The sequence below is a fragment of the Hafnia alvei genome (assembly GCF_034424155.1).
Lineage (GTDB): Bacteria > Pseudomonadota > Gammaproteobacteria > Enterobacterales > Enterobacteriaceae > Hafnia > Hafnia alvei.
The window spans coordinates 4,644,199-4,662,338 of the sequence record NZ_CP139992.1; the positions used below are offsets into that span (position 1 = coordinate 4,644,199).

The 18,140-nt window shown below is 49.8% G+C and carries 15 protein-coding genes; 12 read left to right on the forward strand and 3 right to left on the reverse strand.

What is annotated here, in order from left to right; all coding sequences use genetic code 11:
- Positions 1-95: 95 nt before the first annotated feature.
- Complete coding sequence (gene yihX, locus U0008_RS21455; protein ID WP_025799732.1) at positions 96-683, reverse strand: glucose-1-phosphatase; 588 nt, start codon at positions 681-683, stop codon at positions 96-98.
- A gap of 311 nt (positions 684-994) precedes the next feature.
- Between yihX and U0008_RS21460 the strand changes: the two genes are divergently transcribed.
- Positions 995-1,306, forward strand: coding sequence for a Tar ligand binding domain-containing protein (locus U0008_RS21460; RefSeq protein WP_226930031.1), 312 nt, complete (start codon positions 995-997; stop codon positions 1,304-1,306).
- A gap of 17 nt (positions 1,307-1,323) precedes the next feature.
- Entirely contained in the window at positions 1,324-2,631 is a 1,308-nt protein-coding gene (locus U0008_RS21465) for a methyl-accepting chemotaxis protein (RefSeq protein WP_226930030.1), read from the forward strand.
- Positions 2,632-2,699: 68 nt separating this feature from the next.
- Here U0008_RS21465 and typA read toward each other — a convergent pair whose 3' ends face one another.
- Positions 2,700-4,523, reverse strand: a complete 1,824-nt coding sequence (gene typA, locus U0008_RS21470) for a ribosome-dependent GTPase TypA (protein WP_025799735.1) — start codon at positions 4,521-4,523, stop codon at positions 2,700-2,702.
- A 366-nt stretch (positions 4,524-4,889) separates the two neighbouring features.
- On the opposite strand from typA, the gene glnA reads away from it, so the two are divergent.
- From glnA to ghrB (U0008_RS21495), 5 genes are all read left to right on the forward strand, one after another.
- The gene (glnA, locus tag U0008_RS21475; protein WP_040044551.1) at positions 4,890-6,299 is read left to right on the forward strand and encodes a glutamate--ammonia ligase; all 1,410 of its coding nucleotides are present in this window, start codon (positions 4,890-4,892) and stop codon (positions 6,297-6,299) included.
- A 273-nt stretch (positions 6,300-6,572) separates the two neighbouring features.
- Positions 6,573-7,634, forward strand: a complete 1,062-nt coding sequence (gene glnL / locus U0008_RS21480; RefSeq protein ID WP_025799737.1) for a nitrogen regulation protein NR(II) — start codon at positions 6,573-6,575, stop codon at positions 7,632-7,634.
- 43 nt (positions 7,635-7,677) lie between these two features.
- Complete coding sequence (glnG, locus tag U0008_RS21485; RefSeq protein WP_043489893.1) at positions 7,678-9,099, forward strand: nitrogen regulation protein NR(I); 1,422 nt, start codon at positions 7,678-7,680, stop codon at positions 9,097-9,099.
- Between the two features lie 144 nt (positions 9,100-9,243).
- Positions 9,244-9,366, forward strand: a complete 123-nt coding sequence (locus tag U0008_RS21490; protein ID WP_147288302.1) for a YshB family small membrane protein — start codon at positions 9,244-9,246, stop codon at positions 9,364-9,366.
- A 189-nt stretch (positions 9,367-9,555) separates the two neighbouring features.
- Entirely contained in the window at positions 9,556-10,536 is a 981-nt protein-coding gene (ghrB, locus tag U0008_RS21495) for a glyoxylate/hydroxypyruvate reductase GhrB (RefSeq protein ID WP_043489895.1), read from the forward strand.
- 72 nt (positions 10,537-10,608) lie between these two features.
- On the opposite strand, the gene inaA is transcribed toward ghrB (U0008_RS21495), so the two are convergent.
- Complete coding sequence (gene inaA, locus U0008_RS21500; RefSeq protein ID WP_043489898.1) at positions 10,609-11,259, reverse strand: lipopolysaccharide kinase InaA; 651 nt, start codon at positions 11,257-11,259, stop codon at positions 10,609-10,611.
- A gap of 396 nt (positions 11,260-11,655) precedes the next feature.
- On the opposite strand from inaA, the gene U0008_RS21505 reads away from it, so the two are divergent.
- The 5 genes from U0008_RS21505 (at position 11,656) to ghrB (U0008_RS21525) (ending at position 18,124) form a co-directional block, all read left to right on the forward strand.
- Positions 11,656-13,314 (forward strand): putative transporter, encoded by a 1,659-nt coding sequence (locus tag U0008_RS21505; protein WP_043489901.1) that lies wholly within the window; start codon positions 11,656-11,658, stop codon positions 13,312-13,314.
- Positions 13,315-14,083: 769 nt separating this feature from the next.
- Positions 14,084-14,836, forward strand: coding sequence for a sugar phosphate isomerase/epimerase family protein (locus U0008_RS21510; protein WP_043489903.1), 753 nt, complete (start codon positions 14,084-14,086; stop codon positions 14,834-14,836).
- Between the two features lies 1 nt (position 14,837).
- Complete coding sequence (locus U0008_RS21515) at positions 14,838-15,779, forward strand: sugar kinase (RefSeq protein ID WP_043489906.1); 942 nt, start codon at positions 14,838-14,840, stop codon at positions 15,777-15,779.
- Positions 15,780-15,849: 70 nt separating this feature from the next.
- Positions 15,850-17,145: an MFS transporter gene (locus U0008_RS21520; protein ID WP_025799748.1), complete on the forward strand. Its 1,296-nt coding sequence runs from the start codon at positions 15,850-15,852 to the stop codon at positions 17,143-17,145.
- Between the two features lie 4 nt (positions 17,146-17,149).
- Positions 17,150-18,124 carry a glyoxylate/hydroxypyruvate reductase GhrB gene (ghrB, locus tag U0008_RS21525; protein ID WP_043489909.1) on the forward strand — a complete coding sequence of 325 codons (975 nt, stop codon included), beginning with the start codon at positions 17,150-17,152 and terminating at the stop codon, positions 18,122-18,124.
- Positions 18,125-18,140 lie beyond the last annotated feature (16 nt).

Here is an 18,140-nt window from a genome sequence, read left to right on the forward strand (position 1 = left end):
ATGTTAACGTTTTCTTGGGGTTGCGCAAAAAAATGCGAAGGACAAAACGAATTATCCCATTACCTGCCCCTCTTATTACCTACCCCATAGATAGGTTAGGCAAAATACGCGGGCACCACTTGGTTATCCGTGACGAGAATAGACTTAATTCCCAACGCCGCCGCGGCCGCAACGTTTTCAGCGTTGTCATCAAAGAATACCGCATCGCTGGCTGGGCAATGTTCCTGAGCCAGCACGTGCTGGTAAATCTCCACATCGGGTTTGCGCATACCAAGATCTTGAGAGAGGTACATGTGATCGCTGGCAGCCTCCACTTCAGGATAATGCTTTGGCCAATAGTTGCTGTGTAGGCGGTTAGTGTTGGAGAGCACAACCACACGATTACCGTAACTACGCAACTTTTTCATCAGCTCAATGACTTCTGGACGTAGACCAACAAATACCGACTGCCAGCCTAACTCAAACTGTTCGAAGCTGAGTGCTATCCCCATTTCAGCACAGAGTTTGTGCGCGAACTCTTCATCGGTAATCGTACCACGCTCATGCTGCTGGAAAACTTCACCCATTTTGAACCTTTCGGACAGGGTTGCCAGCGGCACACCGCTATATTTGCTCCAAACACCGAGCACGCGCTTAAAATCAATATCTACAATCACATTCCCTAAATCAAAGATGTACAACATGTGCCGCTCCTGATTTTTTGTGAATTTTTACTCTAACCTGAAATCGTGCGCTGAAATAGGCACCGTCTCTAAACGCCGCAACGAATACAGAACATTCAAAATCCGCTGTTCTGAAGCTTTGCACAACACCCTGATAGTAGAACTCCCTACTTAAGCGCGCAAAAATTGGACATAGATCACAATTCCTCACTACGTATGACTATTTCAATAGCAGCAAAACCTTTATTTCCCTGTGGGTATAAGAATTTTCTAAGTTCCGCCGATAGAAAATCAAACATCGCATATTTATTACCCAAATAAGGCCGGAAATTATGTTTAAAAACCTAACAATCAGAACAGGACTGCTCATTTTATTAGCCGTATTTGCCTTACTTCAATTTACGTCCAGTGGAATCGGGATGTATTTTCTTCACCAGAACGATGAGGACGTTAACTTTCTGGAAGTTACCGCAAGCGAACAAAAAGCGCTCTCTGATTCACGTGATGCCGTCTTACGCTTGCGTTCGATTATCGACAGCACGGTTATCCAACTGACCAATAATATGCCGGTTAATGTGCCTCAGGTCGTCAAGCACTGCGCCAAGAATTACAAACCTCGCAGACTAACTTTGACTTGTTTATGAAGATCCCTGGCATAACCATGAGCCGACCAGAAATCGGTAGAATTATGGAGAAAGCGCAGGCGGATCAGGTTTCAAGCGCGTTGACGAATATTGGCTTATTGGAAAATTTCACCACACCAGAACAGCTCCAACAGTCGATGACAAGCCATCAAGAATCTCGCCTAAAGGTGCGTAAAGAATATGATGATCAGTACACAAACTACGTGAGCCTACGTCAGGAAAATCTGGTCAAGGCGAGTGCCGATAGCACAGCCTCTTACACGTTCTCCATTCAAATCATGTGCGCTATTTTAGCCGCCGTGGTGGTGCTATTTATCATTGCTTACTTCTGGTTGGATCGCATCTTGGTGAAACCATTGAACAAGGTATCCGGCTATTTTGCTCAAATTGGTAAAGGCGATCTTCGTCACCCGATTGAAGTTGAAAACAATAATGAAATTGGTAAGTTATGTGCCGCGCTGCAAGAGATGCAATATGAGCTGATTGAAACCGTGACGTCTATTCGCGATGGGGTGGAATCCATTAATATTGGCACTCAAGAAATTGCAGCAGGCAACACCGACCTATCTAGCCGAACGGAAGAGCAGGCATCCGCGCTGGCAGAAACAGCCGCCAGCATGGAGCAGATATCGTCTACGGTTAAGCTCAACGCGGATAACGCCGTGCAAGCCTCTTCCATGATCCAAACATCGGCCTCTATCGCTCATGAAGGCGAACAGCAGATGAAAAACATGACCACCAAAATGCATGCCATTAAAACCAATGCGCAAAAGATGGGCGATATCATTAGCGTCATCGATAGCATTGCTTTCCAAACCAATATTTTAGCCCTGAATGCCGCCGTGGAGGCCGCTCGCGCAGGTGAAGCCGGTCGTGGGTTTGCCGTTGTCGCCAGCGAGGTGCGTAACCTTGCCCAACGCTCTGCGCAGTCAGCCAAAGAAATTAACAGCCTCATTTCTGAATCTGCTTACCAAATTCAAGAAGGTGCGGAACTGGCAGATAAAACGGGGTCAACAATCGCGGAAATGACCAGCGCTATCTCGAAGGCAAGCACGATGATGGACAGCATCTCTTACGCCTCTGAAGAACAAAGCCGCGGTGTCGAACAAATACGCGTAGCCATCACCCAGATGGATCAGGTTACTCAACAAAATGCGGCCTTGGTCGAGCAGGTCGCAACCACAGCTGCGAACGTTGAGGATCTGTCAGGAACCCTAACGCAGGCCGTCGCCGTCTTTCAAATTAAAGGTCAAACCACAACGCCGGTAAAAAACTCAGCGACAGCAAAAACAGCTGAAACGCTAGATGATGAAAACTGGATCTGATTTTTAGGTATAAAAAAAGGGCACCCAAAGGTGCCCTCATATCAGACTTAAACAATCGTTAAAGAAGATTAGTCTTCTTTAGGGCCACGAGCTGCGCGGCGACGGTCGTTTTCAGTCAGGTGACGTTTACGGATACGTACAGAAACCGGAGTCACTTCTACCAATTCGTCGTCATCGATGAATTCCAGAGCCTGTTCCAGAGACATTTTAATCGCAGGAACCAGAGTCGTTGCTTCATCAGTACCAGACGCACGCATGTTGGTCAGTTTTTTACCGGTCAAGCAGTTAACGGTCAGGTCGTTAGAACGAGTATGAATACCGATGATCTGGCCTTCATAAACTTCTGCACCGTGACCCAAGAACAGCTTACCGCGATCCTGCAGACCGAACAGAGCAAACGCAACCGCTTTACCCTGACCGTTAGAGATCAGCACGCCGTTCTGACGCTGGCCGATTTCGCCTGGACGTACATCGTCGTAATGGCTGAAGGTGGAGTACAGCAGACCAGTACCAGAAGTCATAGTCATGAATTCGGTACGGAAGCCGATCAGGCCACGCGCAGGGATGATGTAATCCAAACGGATACGACCCTTGCCATCTGGAACCATGTTTTTAACGTCGCCCTTGCGTTCACCCATGGCTTGCATGACTGAACCCTGGTGCTGCTCTTCGATATCCAGAGTTACGTTTTCAAACGGTTCTTGCATACGGCCATCAATCTTACGGTTGATAACCTTAGGACGAGATACTGCCAGCTCGAAACCTTCACGACGCATGTTTTCGATCAGAACCGACAGGTGAAGTTCACCACGGCCTGAAACGCGGAATGCGTCAGCATCTTCAGTTTCTTCAACGCGCAGAGCAACGTTGTGTACCAGTTCTTTCTGCAGACGCTCCAGGATCTGACGGGAGGTCACGTATTTACCTTCTTTACCGCAGAACGGAGAGGTGTTTACGCAGAAGTACATGGTTACAGTTGGTTCATCAACGCTCAGCGCAGGCAGAGCTTCAACATTACCCACTTCACAAATGGTGTCGGAAATGTTCAGTTCACCCAGACCGGTGATTGCGATGATGTCGCCAGCTTCAGCAACGTCAGCTTCGATACGCTCCAGACCCATGTGGGTCAGAACTTTACCGACTTTACCGTTACGAGTTTTGCCTTCGCTATCGATCAAAGTAACCTGTTGGTTAGGTTTGATTTTACCGCGTTTGATACGGCCGATACCGATAACGCCAACGTAGTTGTTGTAGTCCAGCTGAGAAATTTGCATCTGGAAAGGTGCATCAGCTTCAACTTGTGGCGGAGATACATGGTCAACAATCGCTTGATACAGCGGAGTCATGTCGTCGGCCATATCGTTATGGTCCAGACCCGCGATACCGTTCAACGCAGATGCGTAAACGATTGGGAAGTCCAGCTGCTCGTCGGTTGCGTCCAAGTTAACGAACAGGTCGAATACCTGATCGACAACCCAGTCAGGACGTGCGCCCGGACGGTCAACTTTGTTGATAACCACAATTGGTTTCAGACCGTTAGCAAATGCTTTTTTGGTCACGAAACGGGTCTGCGGCATAGGGCCATCCATTGCGTCAACAACCAGCAGTACCGAGTCAACCATAGACATTACACGTTCAACTTCGCCACCGAAGTCAGCATGCCCCGGGGTATCCACGATGTTGATACGGTAGTCTTTCCAATTAATGGCGGTGTTTTTCGCGAGGATGGTAATCCCACGCTCTTTCTCCAAATCGTTGGAGTCCATTACGCGTTCAGTTGCTTCTTCACGTTCACCGAACGTGCCGGATTGTTGTAGCAACTTGTCAACCAGGGTAGTTTTCCCATGGTCAACGTGCGCAATAATGGCGATGTTACGCAGATTTTCGATCACAGCTTTGCCTCAGGCATTAGAAATAGCGCGCTATTGTACACGTAATAAGCGAGGGACTAAACAAGATCACAAGCATCTCTTATAAACAACCGTAAAAAGGTGAGTTTGTGATCCTATTCACGATGCCAAACGGCGCGGGAATGAACAATTTGCACTGGAATGGTGCATATGAAATCTTACACTGCACCATTCTGGTGCGGAATTCGATTCTGGTGCATAGTCTCCTATCACCAGATACGCCAATTATGCGCTTTCCGAGCGATTTGTAAAGTTGGCATGGTTTTAGCTTGTATAAATTTATGGTGAAAAAACCATTTATATATACAGATTCGTTCCACGACGACCTTAGGCAACCGGGAGTAGAGTATGTCCGCTGAACACGTATTAACAATGCTGAATGAGCATGAAGTCAAATTCGTAGACCTGCGTTTTACTGATACGAAAGGTAAAGAACAGCACGTTACGATCCCTGCTCATCAAGTCAATGCCGACTTCTTTGAAGAAGGTAAAATGTTTGACGGCTCCTCTATCGGCGGCTGGAAAGGTATCAACGAATCCGACATGGTGCTGATGCCAGATGCAAGCACTGCGGTTCTGGATCCGTTCTTTGAAGAACCGACTCTGATTATCCGTTGCGACATTCTTGAGCCAGGCACCATGCAGGGCTATGACCGCGACCCGCGCTCCATCTCTAAACGTGCAGAAGATTACCTGCGCGCTTCAGGCATCGCAGACACCGTTCTGTTTGGGCCTGAACCAGAATTCTTCCTGTTCGATGACATTCGTTTCGGCAGCAGCATTCGTGGCTCCCACGTTGCCATTGACGATATCGAAGGCGCATGGAACTCCAGCACCAAATACGAAGGCGGCAACAAAGGCCATCGTCCAGCGGTGAAAGGCGGCTATTTCCCAGTTCCTCCTGTCGATTCTTCACAGGACATCCGCTCGACCATGTGTCTGACCATGGAAGACATGGGTTTAGTGGTTGAAGCTCATCACCATGAAGTTGCAACCGCCGGTCAGAACGAAGTGGCAACCCGCTTCAATACCATGACCAAAAAAGCTGACGAAATTCAGATTTACAAATACGTGGTTCACAACGTGGCTCACGCATTCGGCAAAACCGCGACCTTCATGCCAAAACCAATGTTTGGCGATAACGGTTCTGGTATGCACTGCCATATGTCCCTGTCTAAGAACGGAACTAACCTGTTCGCAGGCGACAAATACGCAGGCCTGTCTGAAATGGCGCTGTACTACATTGGCGGCGTAATCAAACATGCTAAAGCGATCAACGCGCTGGCAAACCCAACCACCAACTCCTACAAGCGTTTGGTTCCAGGCTACGAAGCACCAGTTATGCTGGCTTACTCTGCCCGTAACCGTTCTGCCTCTATCCGTATTCCAGTGATCGCCAGCCCGAAAGGACGCCGTATTGAAGTTCGCTTCCCAGATCCAGCGGCTAACCCATACCTGTGCTTCGCGGCACTGCTGATGGCAGGCTTGGACGGTATTGTGAACAAAATCCATCCTGGCGATGCGATGGATAAAAACCTGTACGATCTGCCTCCAGAAGAAGCGAAAGAGATCCCAACCGTTGCGGGCTCTCTGGACGAAGCGCTGGCCTGTCTGGATGCTGACCGTGAATTCTTGACCCGCGGTGGCGTGTTCACCAATGACGCGATCGATGCTTACATCAAACTGCGTCAGGAAGAGATGGAACGTGTTCGCATGACGCCGCATCCTGTTGAGTTTGAACTGTACTACAGCGTCTAAAACCGGCGTCTAAAACACGCTCATGCGCTTGGCACGTCTTATGGCGTGCCGCAAAAAGATTCAAATTGGTTCGTCGATTTTTTGTTGCCGTGGAAACTTTATACCCATCTTCGGATGGGTTTTTTTCTCCACTTTTTTTGAGCACCTAACTGATGGGCACCCGCGGAGAAATTTTTTACTCGCCAAATCCCACGGTTTTGAAAGCATGCTAAAGTGCATTTATCTTATTTGCACCAAAACAGTGCAGGAGCCCGCAATATGGCCGACCAATCCATGACCGATGCGCAAACCGCACGTAAACAGCCTGATTCCGGGCAAATTCTCAATTCACTGATTACCTGCGTATTGTTGCTTGATCGCAATCTGGCGGTTCATTACGCCAATCCAGCCGCGCAACAGCTGTTGGCTCAAAGTTCTCGCAAGTTATTTGGCACCCCGCTCCCAGACTTATTAGGCTACTTCTCGCTGAATATTCGGCTGATGCACGATAGCCTGCACGCTGGACAGGGGTTTACCGATAATGAAGTCACGCTGGTTATCGATGGTCATGCTCATATTATGGCGCTCACGGCACAACCCATGAGTGATGACTTTATCCTGTTGGAACTCTCTCCGATGGATAGCCAGCGCCGCCTCAGCCAAGAACAGCTACAGCATGCACAGCAGGTCGCCGCCCGCGATTTGGTGCGTGGATTAGCTCATGAGATTAAAAACCCGCTTGGTGGATTACGCGGCGCTGCGCAGCTGTTAGCTAAAGCCTTGCCCGATCCCTCGCTGACCGAATACACCAAGGTCATCATCGAGCAGGCAGACCGTCTAAGAAATCTGGTCGATCGGCTGTTAGGCCCTCAGCGCCCCGGTCAACACGTCACACAAAGCATTCATCAGGTAGCAGAACGTGTTTGCCAGCTGGTTTCACTCGAATGCCCCGACAACGTCACGCTGGTTAGGGATTACGATCCGAGCCTGCCGGAGCTTGAGCACGATCCAGAACAAATTGAACAAGTACTGCTCAATATCACTCGCAATGCGCTTCAGGCACTAGGAAACGCGGGAGGTACGATTACGTTGCGCACTCGAACCGCATTTCAGCTCACACTGCATGGCGAGCGCTATCGCTTAGCGGCGCGTATTGATATTGAAGATGATGGTCCGGGGATCCCCGCCCATCTGCACGATACCCTGTTTTATCCGATGGTCAGTGGCCGCGAAGGTGGCACCGGACTCGGCCTGTCGATTGCCAGAAATCTCATCGACCAACATCAGGGTAAAATTGAATTTAATAGCTGGCCGGGGCATACCGAATTTTCGGTTTATCTGCCTATTCGCAAGTAATTTACAACATTTACTAAGCGGCCTTCCGTAAACAGAGGTGATTATGACAACGCAACAGGGAATCGTCTGGATCGTTGATGATGACAGTTCCATCCGCTGGGTGCTGGAACGTGCACTGACCGGCGCGGGTTTGCGCTGCGTCACGTTTGAGAACGGAAACGAGGTGCTGAGTGCTTTAGCCAGCCAAACGCCGGACGTTTTGTTATCCGATATCCGCATGCCCGGCATGGATGGTTTAGCGTTACTTAAGCAGATAAAACAGCGCCACCCCATGCTTCCGGTCATCATAATGACAGCGCATTCAGACTTAGATGCCGCGGTGAGCGCCTATCAGCAAGGTGCCTTTGATTACTTGCCTAAGCCTTTCGATATTGATGAAGCGGTCGCCCTTGTAGAGCGGGCGATCAGCCACTATCAGGAACAGCAGCATCCAGCGCGCAGCGAACCCATTAACGATCCTGCGGCAGATATCATCGGTGAAGCACCGGCGATGCAGGATGTTTTTCGCATTATTGGCCGACTTTCGCGTTCTTCAATCAGCGTATTGATTAACGGTGAATCCGGTACGGGTAAAGAGCTAGTCGCGCACGCGCTACATCGCCACAGCCCACGAGGCAAAGCGCCGTTTATTGCGCTGAATATGGCCGCCATCCCTAAAGACCTCATTGAGTCAGAGCTGTTTGGTCACGAAAAAGGAGCCTTTACCGGCGCTAATCAAATTCGTCAGGGCCGTTTTGAACAGGCAGACGGCGGCACGCTGTTTCTGGATGAAATCGGTGATATGCCACTCGATGTGCAAACACGCTTGCTGCGCGTGTTAGCCGACGGTCAGTTTTATCGCGTTGGCGGATATGCTCCCGTCAAAGTCGATGTACGTATTATTGCCGCAACGCATCAAAACCTTGAACAACGGGTGCAGGAAGGAAAATTCCGTGAGGATTTATTCCACCGCCTTAACGTTATTCGCGTGCATTTGCCTCCGTTGCGCGAACGTCGTGAAGATATCCCTCGCCTCGCGCGTTACTTTTTGAAAGTGGCCGCCACCGAATTAGGCGTTGAAGCAAAAATTCTTCACCCTGATACCGAGTTGGCGCTCACTCGTCTTCCGTGGCCAGGCAACGTGCGTCAGCTAGAAAACACCTGCCGCTGGCTTACCGTTATGGCCGCCGGGCAGGAGTTGCTGGTTCAAGATTTGCCAAGCGAACTGTTTGAAACCAGCGTACCGGAATCCACCAGCGGAACCGCCTCGCCCGATCATTGGTCTGCGCTTTTGGCTCAGTGGGCAGAGCATGCCTTGCGATCTGGGCATCAGGATCTGTTGTCTGAGGCACAGCCAGAAATGGAGCGTATTCTGCTGACGACCGCGCTGCGCCATACTCATGGCCATAAGCAAGAGGCCGCGCGGCTGCTCGGTTGGGGGCGCAATACCCTGACACGTAAGCTAAAAGAGTTGGGAATGGAGTGATCATTAGCCGATCATCAGTGGTTTGTTAATATGTTGTATCTGGTTAATAAAAATACAATCTGGCGCACAAAAAAACGGCTATGCCGATCTTTTACTGCACACCGCAGATCGGTATGATCATCGGCACAGTTTTTGGAGGTTATGATGATCGATTCGATACTGAGCTTGATCTCGCAGGGTGCTGAGCTCGCCACCGCCGCCGGACACTCATCGCAGACAGCATTTGCCGCCGTGCTATGTGCCGCGCTGCTGAGTTTTTTGGGTTAACCATTTCACTCTCCCCCTCCCATGAGAAAGGGCGTTGTTCTAGCAACGCCCTTTTTTGTTGGTTGAATCCTTAAAACTCATCGTGATTAAGACTCAATTCAGAACCCTGTTTGCATCTTTCGCTGTTATGCTGAAATGAAAGAGCCTGAATTATCAGCCAATCCTGACGCCTATCTCCTAGGAGTAAACATGAAACCTGCCATCGTTCTCTATAAAACGCTACCCGCTGACCTGCGCCAAAAGCTCGATGAACACTTCAGCGTGACCGCCTTTGATGAGCTTTCTCATCAAACCTTCCCTGCATTTTTACAGGCGTTAAAAAACGCAGAAGGATTAATCGGTTCTGGCGGGCGTATTGACGCTGACCTACTGGCACAAGCGCCTAAGCTTCGAGCCGCTTCAACCATTTCAGTCGGCTACGATAATTTTGACGTCGACGAGATGACTCGACGTAATATCTTGCTGATGCATACACCCACCGTGTTAACAGAAACCGTCGCGGATACGTTAATGGGGCTGATGCTGGCCACTGCGCGTCGCATTCCAGAATTAGATGCATGGATCCGTGACGGACACTGGAATGATAGCCTTGGGGCCGATCATTACGGAACAGACGTTCACCACAAAACCGTGGGTATTCTTGGCATGGGGCGCATTGGTATGGCGCTGGCGCAGCGCGCTCACTTTGGTTTTGGCATGAAAGTGCTTTATAACACCCGCACGCCAAACCCAGAGGCGAATCAAAAATATCAGGCACAGCATTGCGATTTAGATACGCTGTTGGCCCAATCTGATTTTGTTTGTATCACGCTACCGCTGACGTCACAAACGCACCATATGATTGGGCGCGCGCAGCTAGACAAAATGAAAAAAAGCGCCATTTTAATCAATGCAGGTCGCGGGCCTGTTATTGATGAAGATGCCTTGGTCGAGGCATTGAAAGACTGCACCATTCTCGCGGCGGGCTTAGATGTGTTTGAGCGTGAACCGCTGCCTCATGATTCAGAGCTGATGAAACTCAAAAATGTGGTTTTAGCGCCGCATATTGGCTCAGCCACTCATGAAACCCGCTACGGTATGGCGGCGTGCGCCGTCGATAATCTGATTGCTGCATTAAACGGTACGGTGAAGGAAAACTGCGTCAACCCTCAAATTGCGGTCAAAAACTAGACGCATAAATCACCGATGGGCAGGATAGTCTGCCCATATTTCAGTGGTGAATAGGGGGCGTTAAAGAATACGTTATAAAGAATAGTAGTGCTCTTTTACACGCAGCCAATCTTCAGTAGGGATCGGCTCTAAGTATTTCTCTAACTGTTTAAAATCATGCTGTACCGCTTTTTCTCTCACCCAACGGCGGCGACTCTTTTCAAGATCCAAAAATCCAGCCTCAACGTCCCCATGACTTTTCACATAGATATGCCGAACATAGCAGCAACCGTGCTGCCGATTTACGCTATGCATTTTTTTAAAGGCAACGGCAATCTGCTTGAGAAGTTCATTCATCACCTCAGGCTCACAGGCTTGATTCTGTTTCTGCGTATACCAATCACCAATACAAACAAAGTCCTTCATGTCTTCCGTTACAAGTAGGGCACGCCACTCGCCATTAATTTGCAGCGCTTTACCGTATACGATTTTGGGGACAATCACGCCTGCCGCAGAGAGTTCGTTGATCACCTGAATTTCGCGCACAATGGTTGGACGCCCAAATGGATAACGAAGAGAGTGGAATAGGTGCATCACCTGACGTTTTACATAAAGCGTTTTGCCATCACGTTCAATGCGCTGAACGCCGCTCATGCCTTTGCGGCGCTCATTAGGCTCTTCAACCCAATCGCCTTCTGTATCCCACCAACGCTGAAACTCTTCTAATTCTGCTCTCGATGCCATATCAACCCCTCGTGTAAAAATCCATTCACGCAGACCGTTATTGCTTAGTTTTAAATCAAACGAAAAAAATACACACATAGAGAAATAATAACCACTAAAACTAGTAGTAAGTTATCTTAAAGAGCTCATTGGGCACAAAGCGTACTTCTGCATATCGCCAGAAAACGTCAAACACATCATCACGATGACTTGAATGGTCGACAAAACATCCAATACGCAAACGTAATAGGTGAATCGTTTCATAATGACTACGGTTATGTGGCTTACCCCACAGATGTGCGATGCTGCTTTTGCGAGAATCCACAATAATTGTAAGCAGCTAGACGTTAACCATTGATCAACGGCGAGCGAGTTCGATGCCGCCTTTTATTAGCAGTAGAATCAAGGATGTGTACGATGAGCGATATCGCCCTTACGGTTAGTCTGCTGGCGCTCGTTGCCGTGCTGGGATTGTGGATCGGCAATTGGCGCATTTATGGTGTTGGCTTAGGCATCGGGGGCGTGCTTTTTGGCGGAATTATCGTCGGCCATTTTGCTCAGACGTACGCACTCGACCTCAACGGCGATATGCTGCACTTCATCCAAGAATTCGGCCTGATTTTATTCGTGTATACCATCGGGATTCAGGTCGGCCCCGGCTTCTTCTCCTCGCTACGCGTTTCGGGACTCAGGCTTAACGGCTTCGCCGTTCTGATGGTGGTGCTGAGCGGCGTCGTGACGGCGCTGATCCACAAACTGTTTGGTGTTCCTCTTCCCGTGATACTAGGCGTATTTTCAGGTGCAGTGACCAATACCCCCGCGCTTGGAGCCGGACAGCAAATTCTGACCGATTTAGGCTCCGACCCTGCGCTAGTCGATAAGATGGGCATGGGCTATGCCATGGCCTACCCGTTTGGGATATGTGGCATTTTGCTGGTGATGTGGCTGCTACGCTTGATATTTCGTATCAGCGTGGATGCTGAAGCCAGAGATTTTGACGCTAAAAATGGCTTGAAGCATGAGCTACTGCAAACCATGAATATCTCGGTGCGTAACCCCAATCTGGCGGGAATGCCGATTCATAGCATCCCTATTATCAATAGTGATGAAATCGTCTGTTCACGCTTAAAACGTGGCGAACATCTGATGGTGCCGCTGCCCGATACGGTGCTGGAGTTAGGCGATCTTATCCATCTGGTTGGGCAAAAACAGGATTTAGAAAACGCGCGTTTAGTCATTGGCGATCAGGTCGATACATCACTGTCTACACGCGGTACAGCGCTTCAAGTGAGTCGCGTAGTGGTGACGAACGAGAAGGTGTTAGGTAAAAAAATTCGCGATCTGAATTTAAAACAGAAATACGACGTGGTGATCTCTCGCCTTAATCGCTCTGGTGTTGAGCTGGTCGCAAGTAGCAATGCAAGCCTACAGTTTGGCGATATTTTGAATCTGGTGGGAAGACCCGAATCTATCGATCGCGTGGCAGATATCGTCGGCAACGCCCAGCAGAAACTGCAACAGGTTCAAATGCTGCCGGTGTTTATCGGCATTGGGCTCGGCGTTTTACTCGGATCCATTCCCCTTTTCATTCCCGGATTCCCTGCCGCATTGAAATTAGGTTTGGCGGGTGGCCCGCTAGTGGTCGCGTTGATCTTAGGGCGTATCGGCAGTATTGGTAAGCTGTATTGGTTTATGCCACCTAGCGCCAACCTTGCCCTGCGCGAACTCGGCATCGTACTGTTTTTATCCGTGGTCGGTCTGAAGTCTGGTGGCAATTTCGTTGATACATTGCTTAATGGCGATGGTTTGTCGTGGATTGGCTATGGAATATTAATTACCGCAATTCCACTGCTTACAGCGGGGATCCTCGCTCGCGCGATGGCGAAAATGAACTATCTAACCATCTGCGGCATGCTGGCTGGCTCGATGACCGATCCTCCAGCGTTGGCCTTCGCCAACGGGCTACATCCTACTAGCGGTGCAGCAGCGCTCTCGTATGCGACGGTTTATCCACTCGCGATGTTCTTAAGGATTATGTCGCCACAGTTGTTGGCGGTGATTTTTTGGGCCATGTAGGGGCGGGGATTTTATGGAGTAGTGTAAGGTTTCGAACGCCGAGTATGTCTGTACTGAAGCTCATACAAGACAATCTCAATATTACAGATATACGTAAGGTTTCGAACGCCTGTGAGCATTTGCATTTCTATGAAGCCGTTGGCGTAGGCGTCCGATGAGAGTCCCGTTGCGCCGGGACTCTCAACTCGCGCGCTTTTGACCGAGCCGTTTGGCCGACCGGTCTCGGAGCGCACGTCCTGTGCGCCCTCAACCTGCCACCAGCATCCCTGCTGGCGGCTCTAAAATGCATTCCATCTAACACGGAAAAGACAAAAAATACTTTGTCTGTCTTCTTATCTTCTTATTTGTGTAAGTCTTGGTTGGGAGAGCCGGCACGACAGGGATGTCGTGACGGAGTTTGGGGCGCCCTGGATGGGCGATACCAAACTGGAGCGAAGATGGCGTCTCGGATAAAGGCGCGCGGGTGTTGGGTGCGCGCGCTGGCGCACCCGACTCGAACGCCTTCGACGAAAGCTATATGTAAATACCGCAACGGATAGGCGGTCGAAACCTTACACCACAGTCGAATAAACGATACGCCCTCTCTGCTAGACGTAATTAAGCTTACATTTTGCAATGACAATCCCACCCCGATCACACTTCTGAATTCATCCCAAACCAATCTGTGACAACTGTCATACATCCTCATTATTTCGCTTTTTTATGGAACCGGTTCCAAATATCGTGGCGTTATTGAATTGATGATGAAGTGACCATCATTGGAGTGAATATGAAAAGAGATATCGTTGTTGTGACCGCCGCGTATGGATGGGACAACGTTAAAAAGCTCGGCGGACAGGCTAACTTACTGCCGATTATCGCTGAGTCAGGAGCCAACGGCGTTGAAATTCGTCGTGAGCTATTATCTGACTCAGAGCTAAACACCTTAGGTCATTTAGCCCGTAAAATTGCTGACCATCAGCTTTTTGCCGTTTATTCAGTCCCGGAGGGATTGTTTGCCCTCGATGGTTCACTGAATCCACAGCTCGAAAATCGTTTACAAGAAGCCGCTGAGCTCAATGCTCGCACGGTGAAATTCTCTCTTGGGCATTACCAGCCAGGCTATGACATCACTGAACTAAACGCCTTGCTCAGCAAGCACCCAGTGCAGCTCGTCGTTGAAAACGATCAAACACCGGATTGCGGCATTTTTTCACCGTTAAACGCATTCTTTGCCACGGTACAAGATTGTCATTCCCCAATACGCATGACCTTCGATATGGCGAACTGGGATTGGGTTGGCGAAGACGCACATATCGCCGCGCAAAAACTAGCTCACATGGTGCATTACGTGCATGTGAAGGCCGCGGAAAAACGACCTCAAGGCTGGTGCGCAGTGGAATTAGATAATAGCGACGGTCGCTGGAAACCGTTACTGGCAGAGCTTCCCCATCAGGCAATGCGCGGCATTGAATTTCCATTAGAAGGCGATGACTTAACCTCAGTAACCCGCCACTACGTTAATTTATTGAGAGCAGACTAATATGAAAACTTCCCCGTTAGACGTAATCACCTATGGCGAAGCAATGACCATGTTCGTCGCTAATGAAACCGGTGAACTGGATCAGGCTATGCAGTTTACCAAGCGTATCGCAGGCGCTGAGCTGAATGTATCTATTGGTTTATCTCGCCTCGGAATGAACGTGGGCTGGGTTAGCCGTGTAGGTAACGACTCCTTTGGCCGTTTTACGCTCGCGACGCTGCAACAAGAGGGAATAAACCATCAGTGCGTTACCGTTGATGAACGCTTCCCAACCGGTTTCCAACTGAAATCCAAAGCTGAGAATGGAACCGATCCCAAAGTAGAATACTTCCGCAAAGGATCGGCGGCCAGCCATCTTTCTGTTCACGATTTCGATCGGGCCTATTTCTCACAGGCTCGTCACCTTCACTTGAGCGGCGTTGCGGCGGCACTTTCCACTGATTCTTTGGCTCTCGCCAACCACGCGGCGCAAGAAATGCGCGCGATGGGCAAAACTATCTCTTTCGACCCTAATTTGCGTCCAGTGCTATGGCCAAGCCAGCAGGTGATGTGTGAAAAGCTGAACGCTTTAGCTTTCCAGGCCGATTGGGTATTACCGGGTCTGAAAGAGGGGCAAATCCTCACGGGCAAACAAACACCGGAAGAGATTGCTGATTTCTACCTTAACCGCGGCGTAAAAGCCGTCATCATCAAGCTCGGGCCAGATGGCGCTTGGTTTAAAACCGCAGACGGCCACCAGCAACATGTGGCAGCCGTACGCGTTGAAAATGTGATTGATACCGTTGGCGCGGGTGATGGTTTTGCCGTCGGTGTTATCAGTGCATTACTTGAAGGAAAAGCGCTACCGGATGCCGTTATGCGCGGCAACAAAATTGGTGCGCTAGCGGTGCAGGCCATTGGGGACAGCGAAGGCTTACCAACCCGTGCTGAACTTGGCGAATAATAAATAACGCATCCACCTCTGGGCCCTACATCCCAAGGATGTATCTGAACCATACTGAAGGATTATAACCATGAGCAAATCAACGATTGCCCCGAAGCGCTGGTGGTACATCATGCCGGTGATTTTTATCACCTACAGCATGGCTTATCTTGATCGCGCGAACTTCAGCTTTGCCTCTGCCGCTGGGATTAATGAGGATCTTGGCATCACCAAAGGAATGGCCTCTCTGCTGGGAGCCCTATTCTTCCTCGGCTATTTTTTCTTCCAGATCCCTGGAGCTATTTACGCCGAACGCCGTAGCGTACGTAAGCTGGTATTTTGGTGCCTGATCCTGTGGGGCATGTGTGCCACGCTAACCGGCTTGGTCAGCAATATTCCCGCGCTGGCGGCTATTCGATTCGCTCTTGGGGTGGTTGAAGCGGCGGTTATGCCCGCCATGCTTATCTACATCAGTAACTGGTTTACCAAAGCTGAGCGTTCCAGAGCCAATACCTTTTTGATTTTAGGTAATCCGGTCACCGTTCTGTGGATGTCTGTGGTTTCTGGCTACTTGATTCATGCCTATGGCTGGCGCGAAATGTTCATCATCGAAGGCTTCCCTGCGGTTATTTGGGCTTTCTGTTGGTGGGTGCTGGTTAAGGATAAGCCTGAGCAGGTTGGCTGGTTAAGCGAGTCTGAAAAAGCCGCGCTGCAAGCCAAACTGCTTGAAGAACAGCAAGGCATTAAGGCCGTACGTAACTACAGCGAGGCTTTCCGTTCGCGTAACGTCATCATCCTGTGTGCTCAGTATTTTGCATGGAGCATCGGCGTGTACGGCTTTGTGCTGTGGCTGCCTTCGATTCTGCGCCACGGTTCTGACATGGGAATGGTGGAAGCTGGCTGGCTCTCAGCTGTGCCTTATTTGGCTGCAACCATTGCGATGATCGTGGTGTCTTGGGCATCCGACAAAATGCAAAACCGTAAACTGTTCGTATGGCCGTTGCTGTTGATCGGGGCACTGGCCTTTATCGGTTCTTATCTCGTCGGCGCTAATCACTTCTGGTGGTCTTACGCGCTGTTGGTTATCGCAGGCGCAGCGATGTATGCACCTTATGGCCCATTCTTCGCCATTATCCCTGAAATGCTGCCACGCAACGTTTCCGGTGGGGCGATGGCCTTAATCAACAGCATGGGTGCGTTGGGTTCTTTCTTTGGCTCTTGGTTTGTCGGTTATCTGAATGGTTCTACCGGCTCTCCAGCCGCATCCTACGTATTTATGGCCGGTGCACTACTGGTCGCCGTTTGGTTAACACTTATCGTTAAGCCCTCAGATACGCAAAAAAAAGCCACCGTTAAACCGGCGTCAGCCGTTGCTCAGGGGAAATAGTTTTATGAAGCAATCCATTGTTCTGTATAAAAAAATACCCTCTGATTTGCTACAACGATTAGAAGACAATTTTGATGTCCGATTCTTTGATGGAATCAATGAGACTAACCGTGCAGAAGTTCTCGCCGCACTAAAAAATGCCGATGGTATGATTGGCGCAAGCGTACCAGTGCGCGCTGAGTTGCTAGACCATGCGCCCAAGCTAAAAGCGATCTCAACCATTTCAGTTGGCTACGATCAGTTCGACGTCGGCGATCTGACACAGCGCAAAATTGTGTTGATGCACACGCCAACGGTGCTCACCGAAACTACGGCCGATACCGTATTTACGCTGATTCTGATGACCGCTCGCCGCGCTTTGGAAATGGCGGAAATGGTGAAAGCCGGAAAATGGACACGCAGCATCGGCAGCGATAGCTATGGCGTCGACGTTCATCATAAAACGATAGGTATTTTGGGTATGGGCCGTATCGGCGCTGCGCTGGCGCGCCGAGCTCACGCGGGTTTTGGCATGAATGTTTTGTACTGGAACGATCGCCCCAATACGCAGGTGGAAGAGGAGTTTAACGCTCGCCGCTGCGAGCTGGATGAGTTACTCGCTCAGTCTGACTTCGTCTGTATCACGCTGCCTTACAGCGAGCAAACGCATAAGCTTATCAACGCCGAACGTTTAGCAAAAATGAAATCCAGCGCTATTTTGATCAACGGCGCACGCGGCAAAATTGTCGATCAGGCTGCATTAATTAAAGCGTTAAAAGACGGTACGATTCGCGCTGCGGGGTTAGATGTGTTCGAAGTGGAACCATTGCCTGCTGATTCAGAATTGCTGCAGTTACCTAACGTTGTTGCACTGCCTCACATCGGCTCAGCAACGGAGGAAACCCGCTATAACATGGCGGCCTGCGCGGTGGATAATCTGATCACGGCATTAACGGGGGAAGTAACGGAAAACAGTGTGAATGCACATTTGTTGAAGTAATTGCTTCGATCTTCAC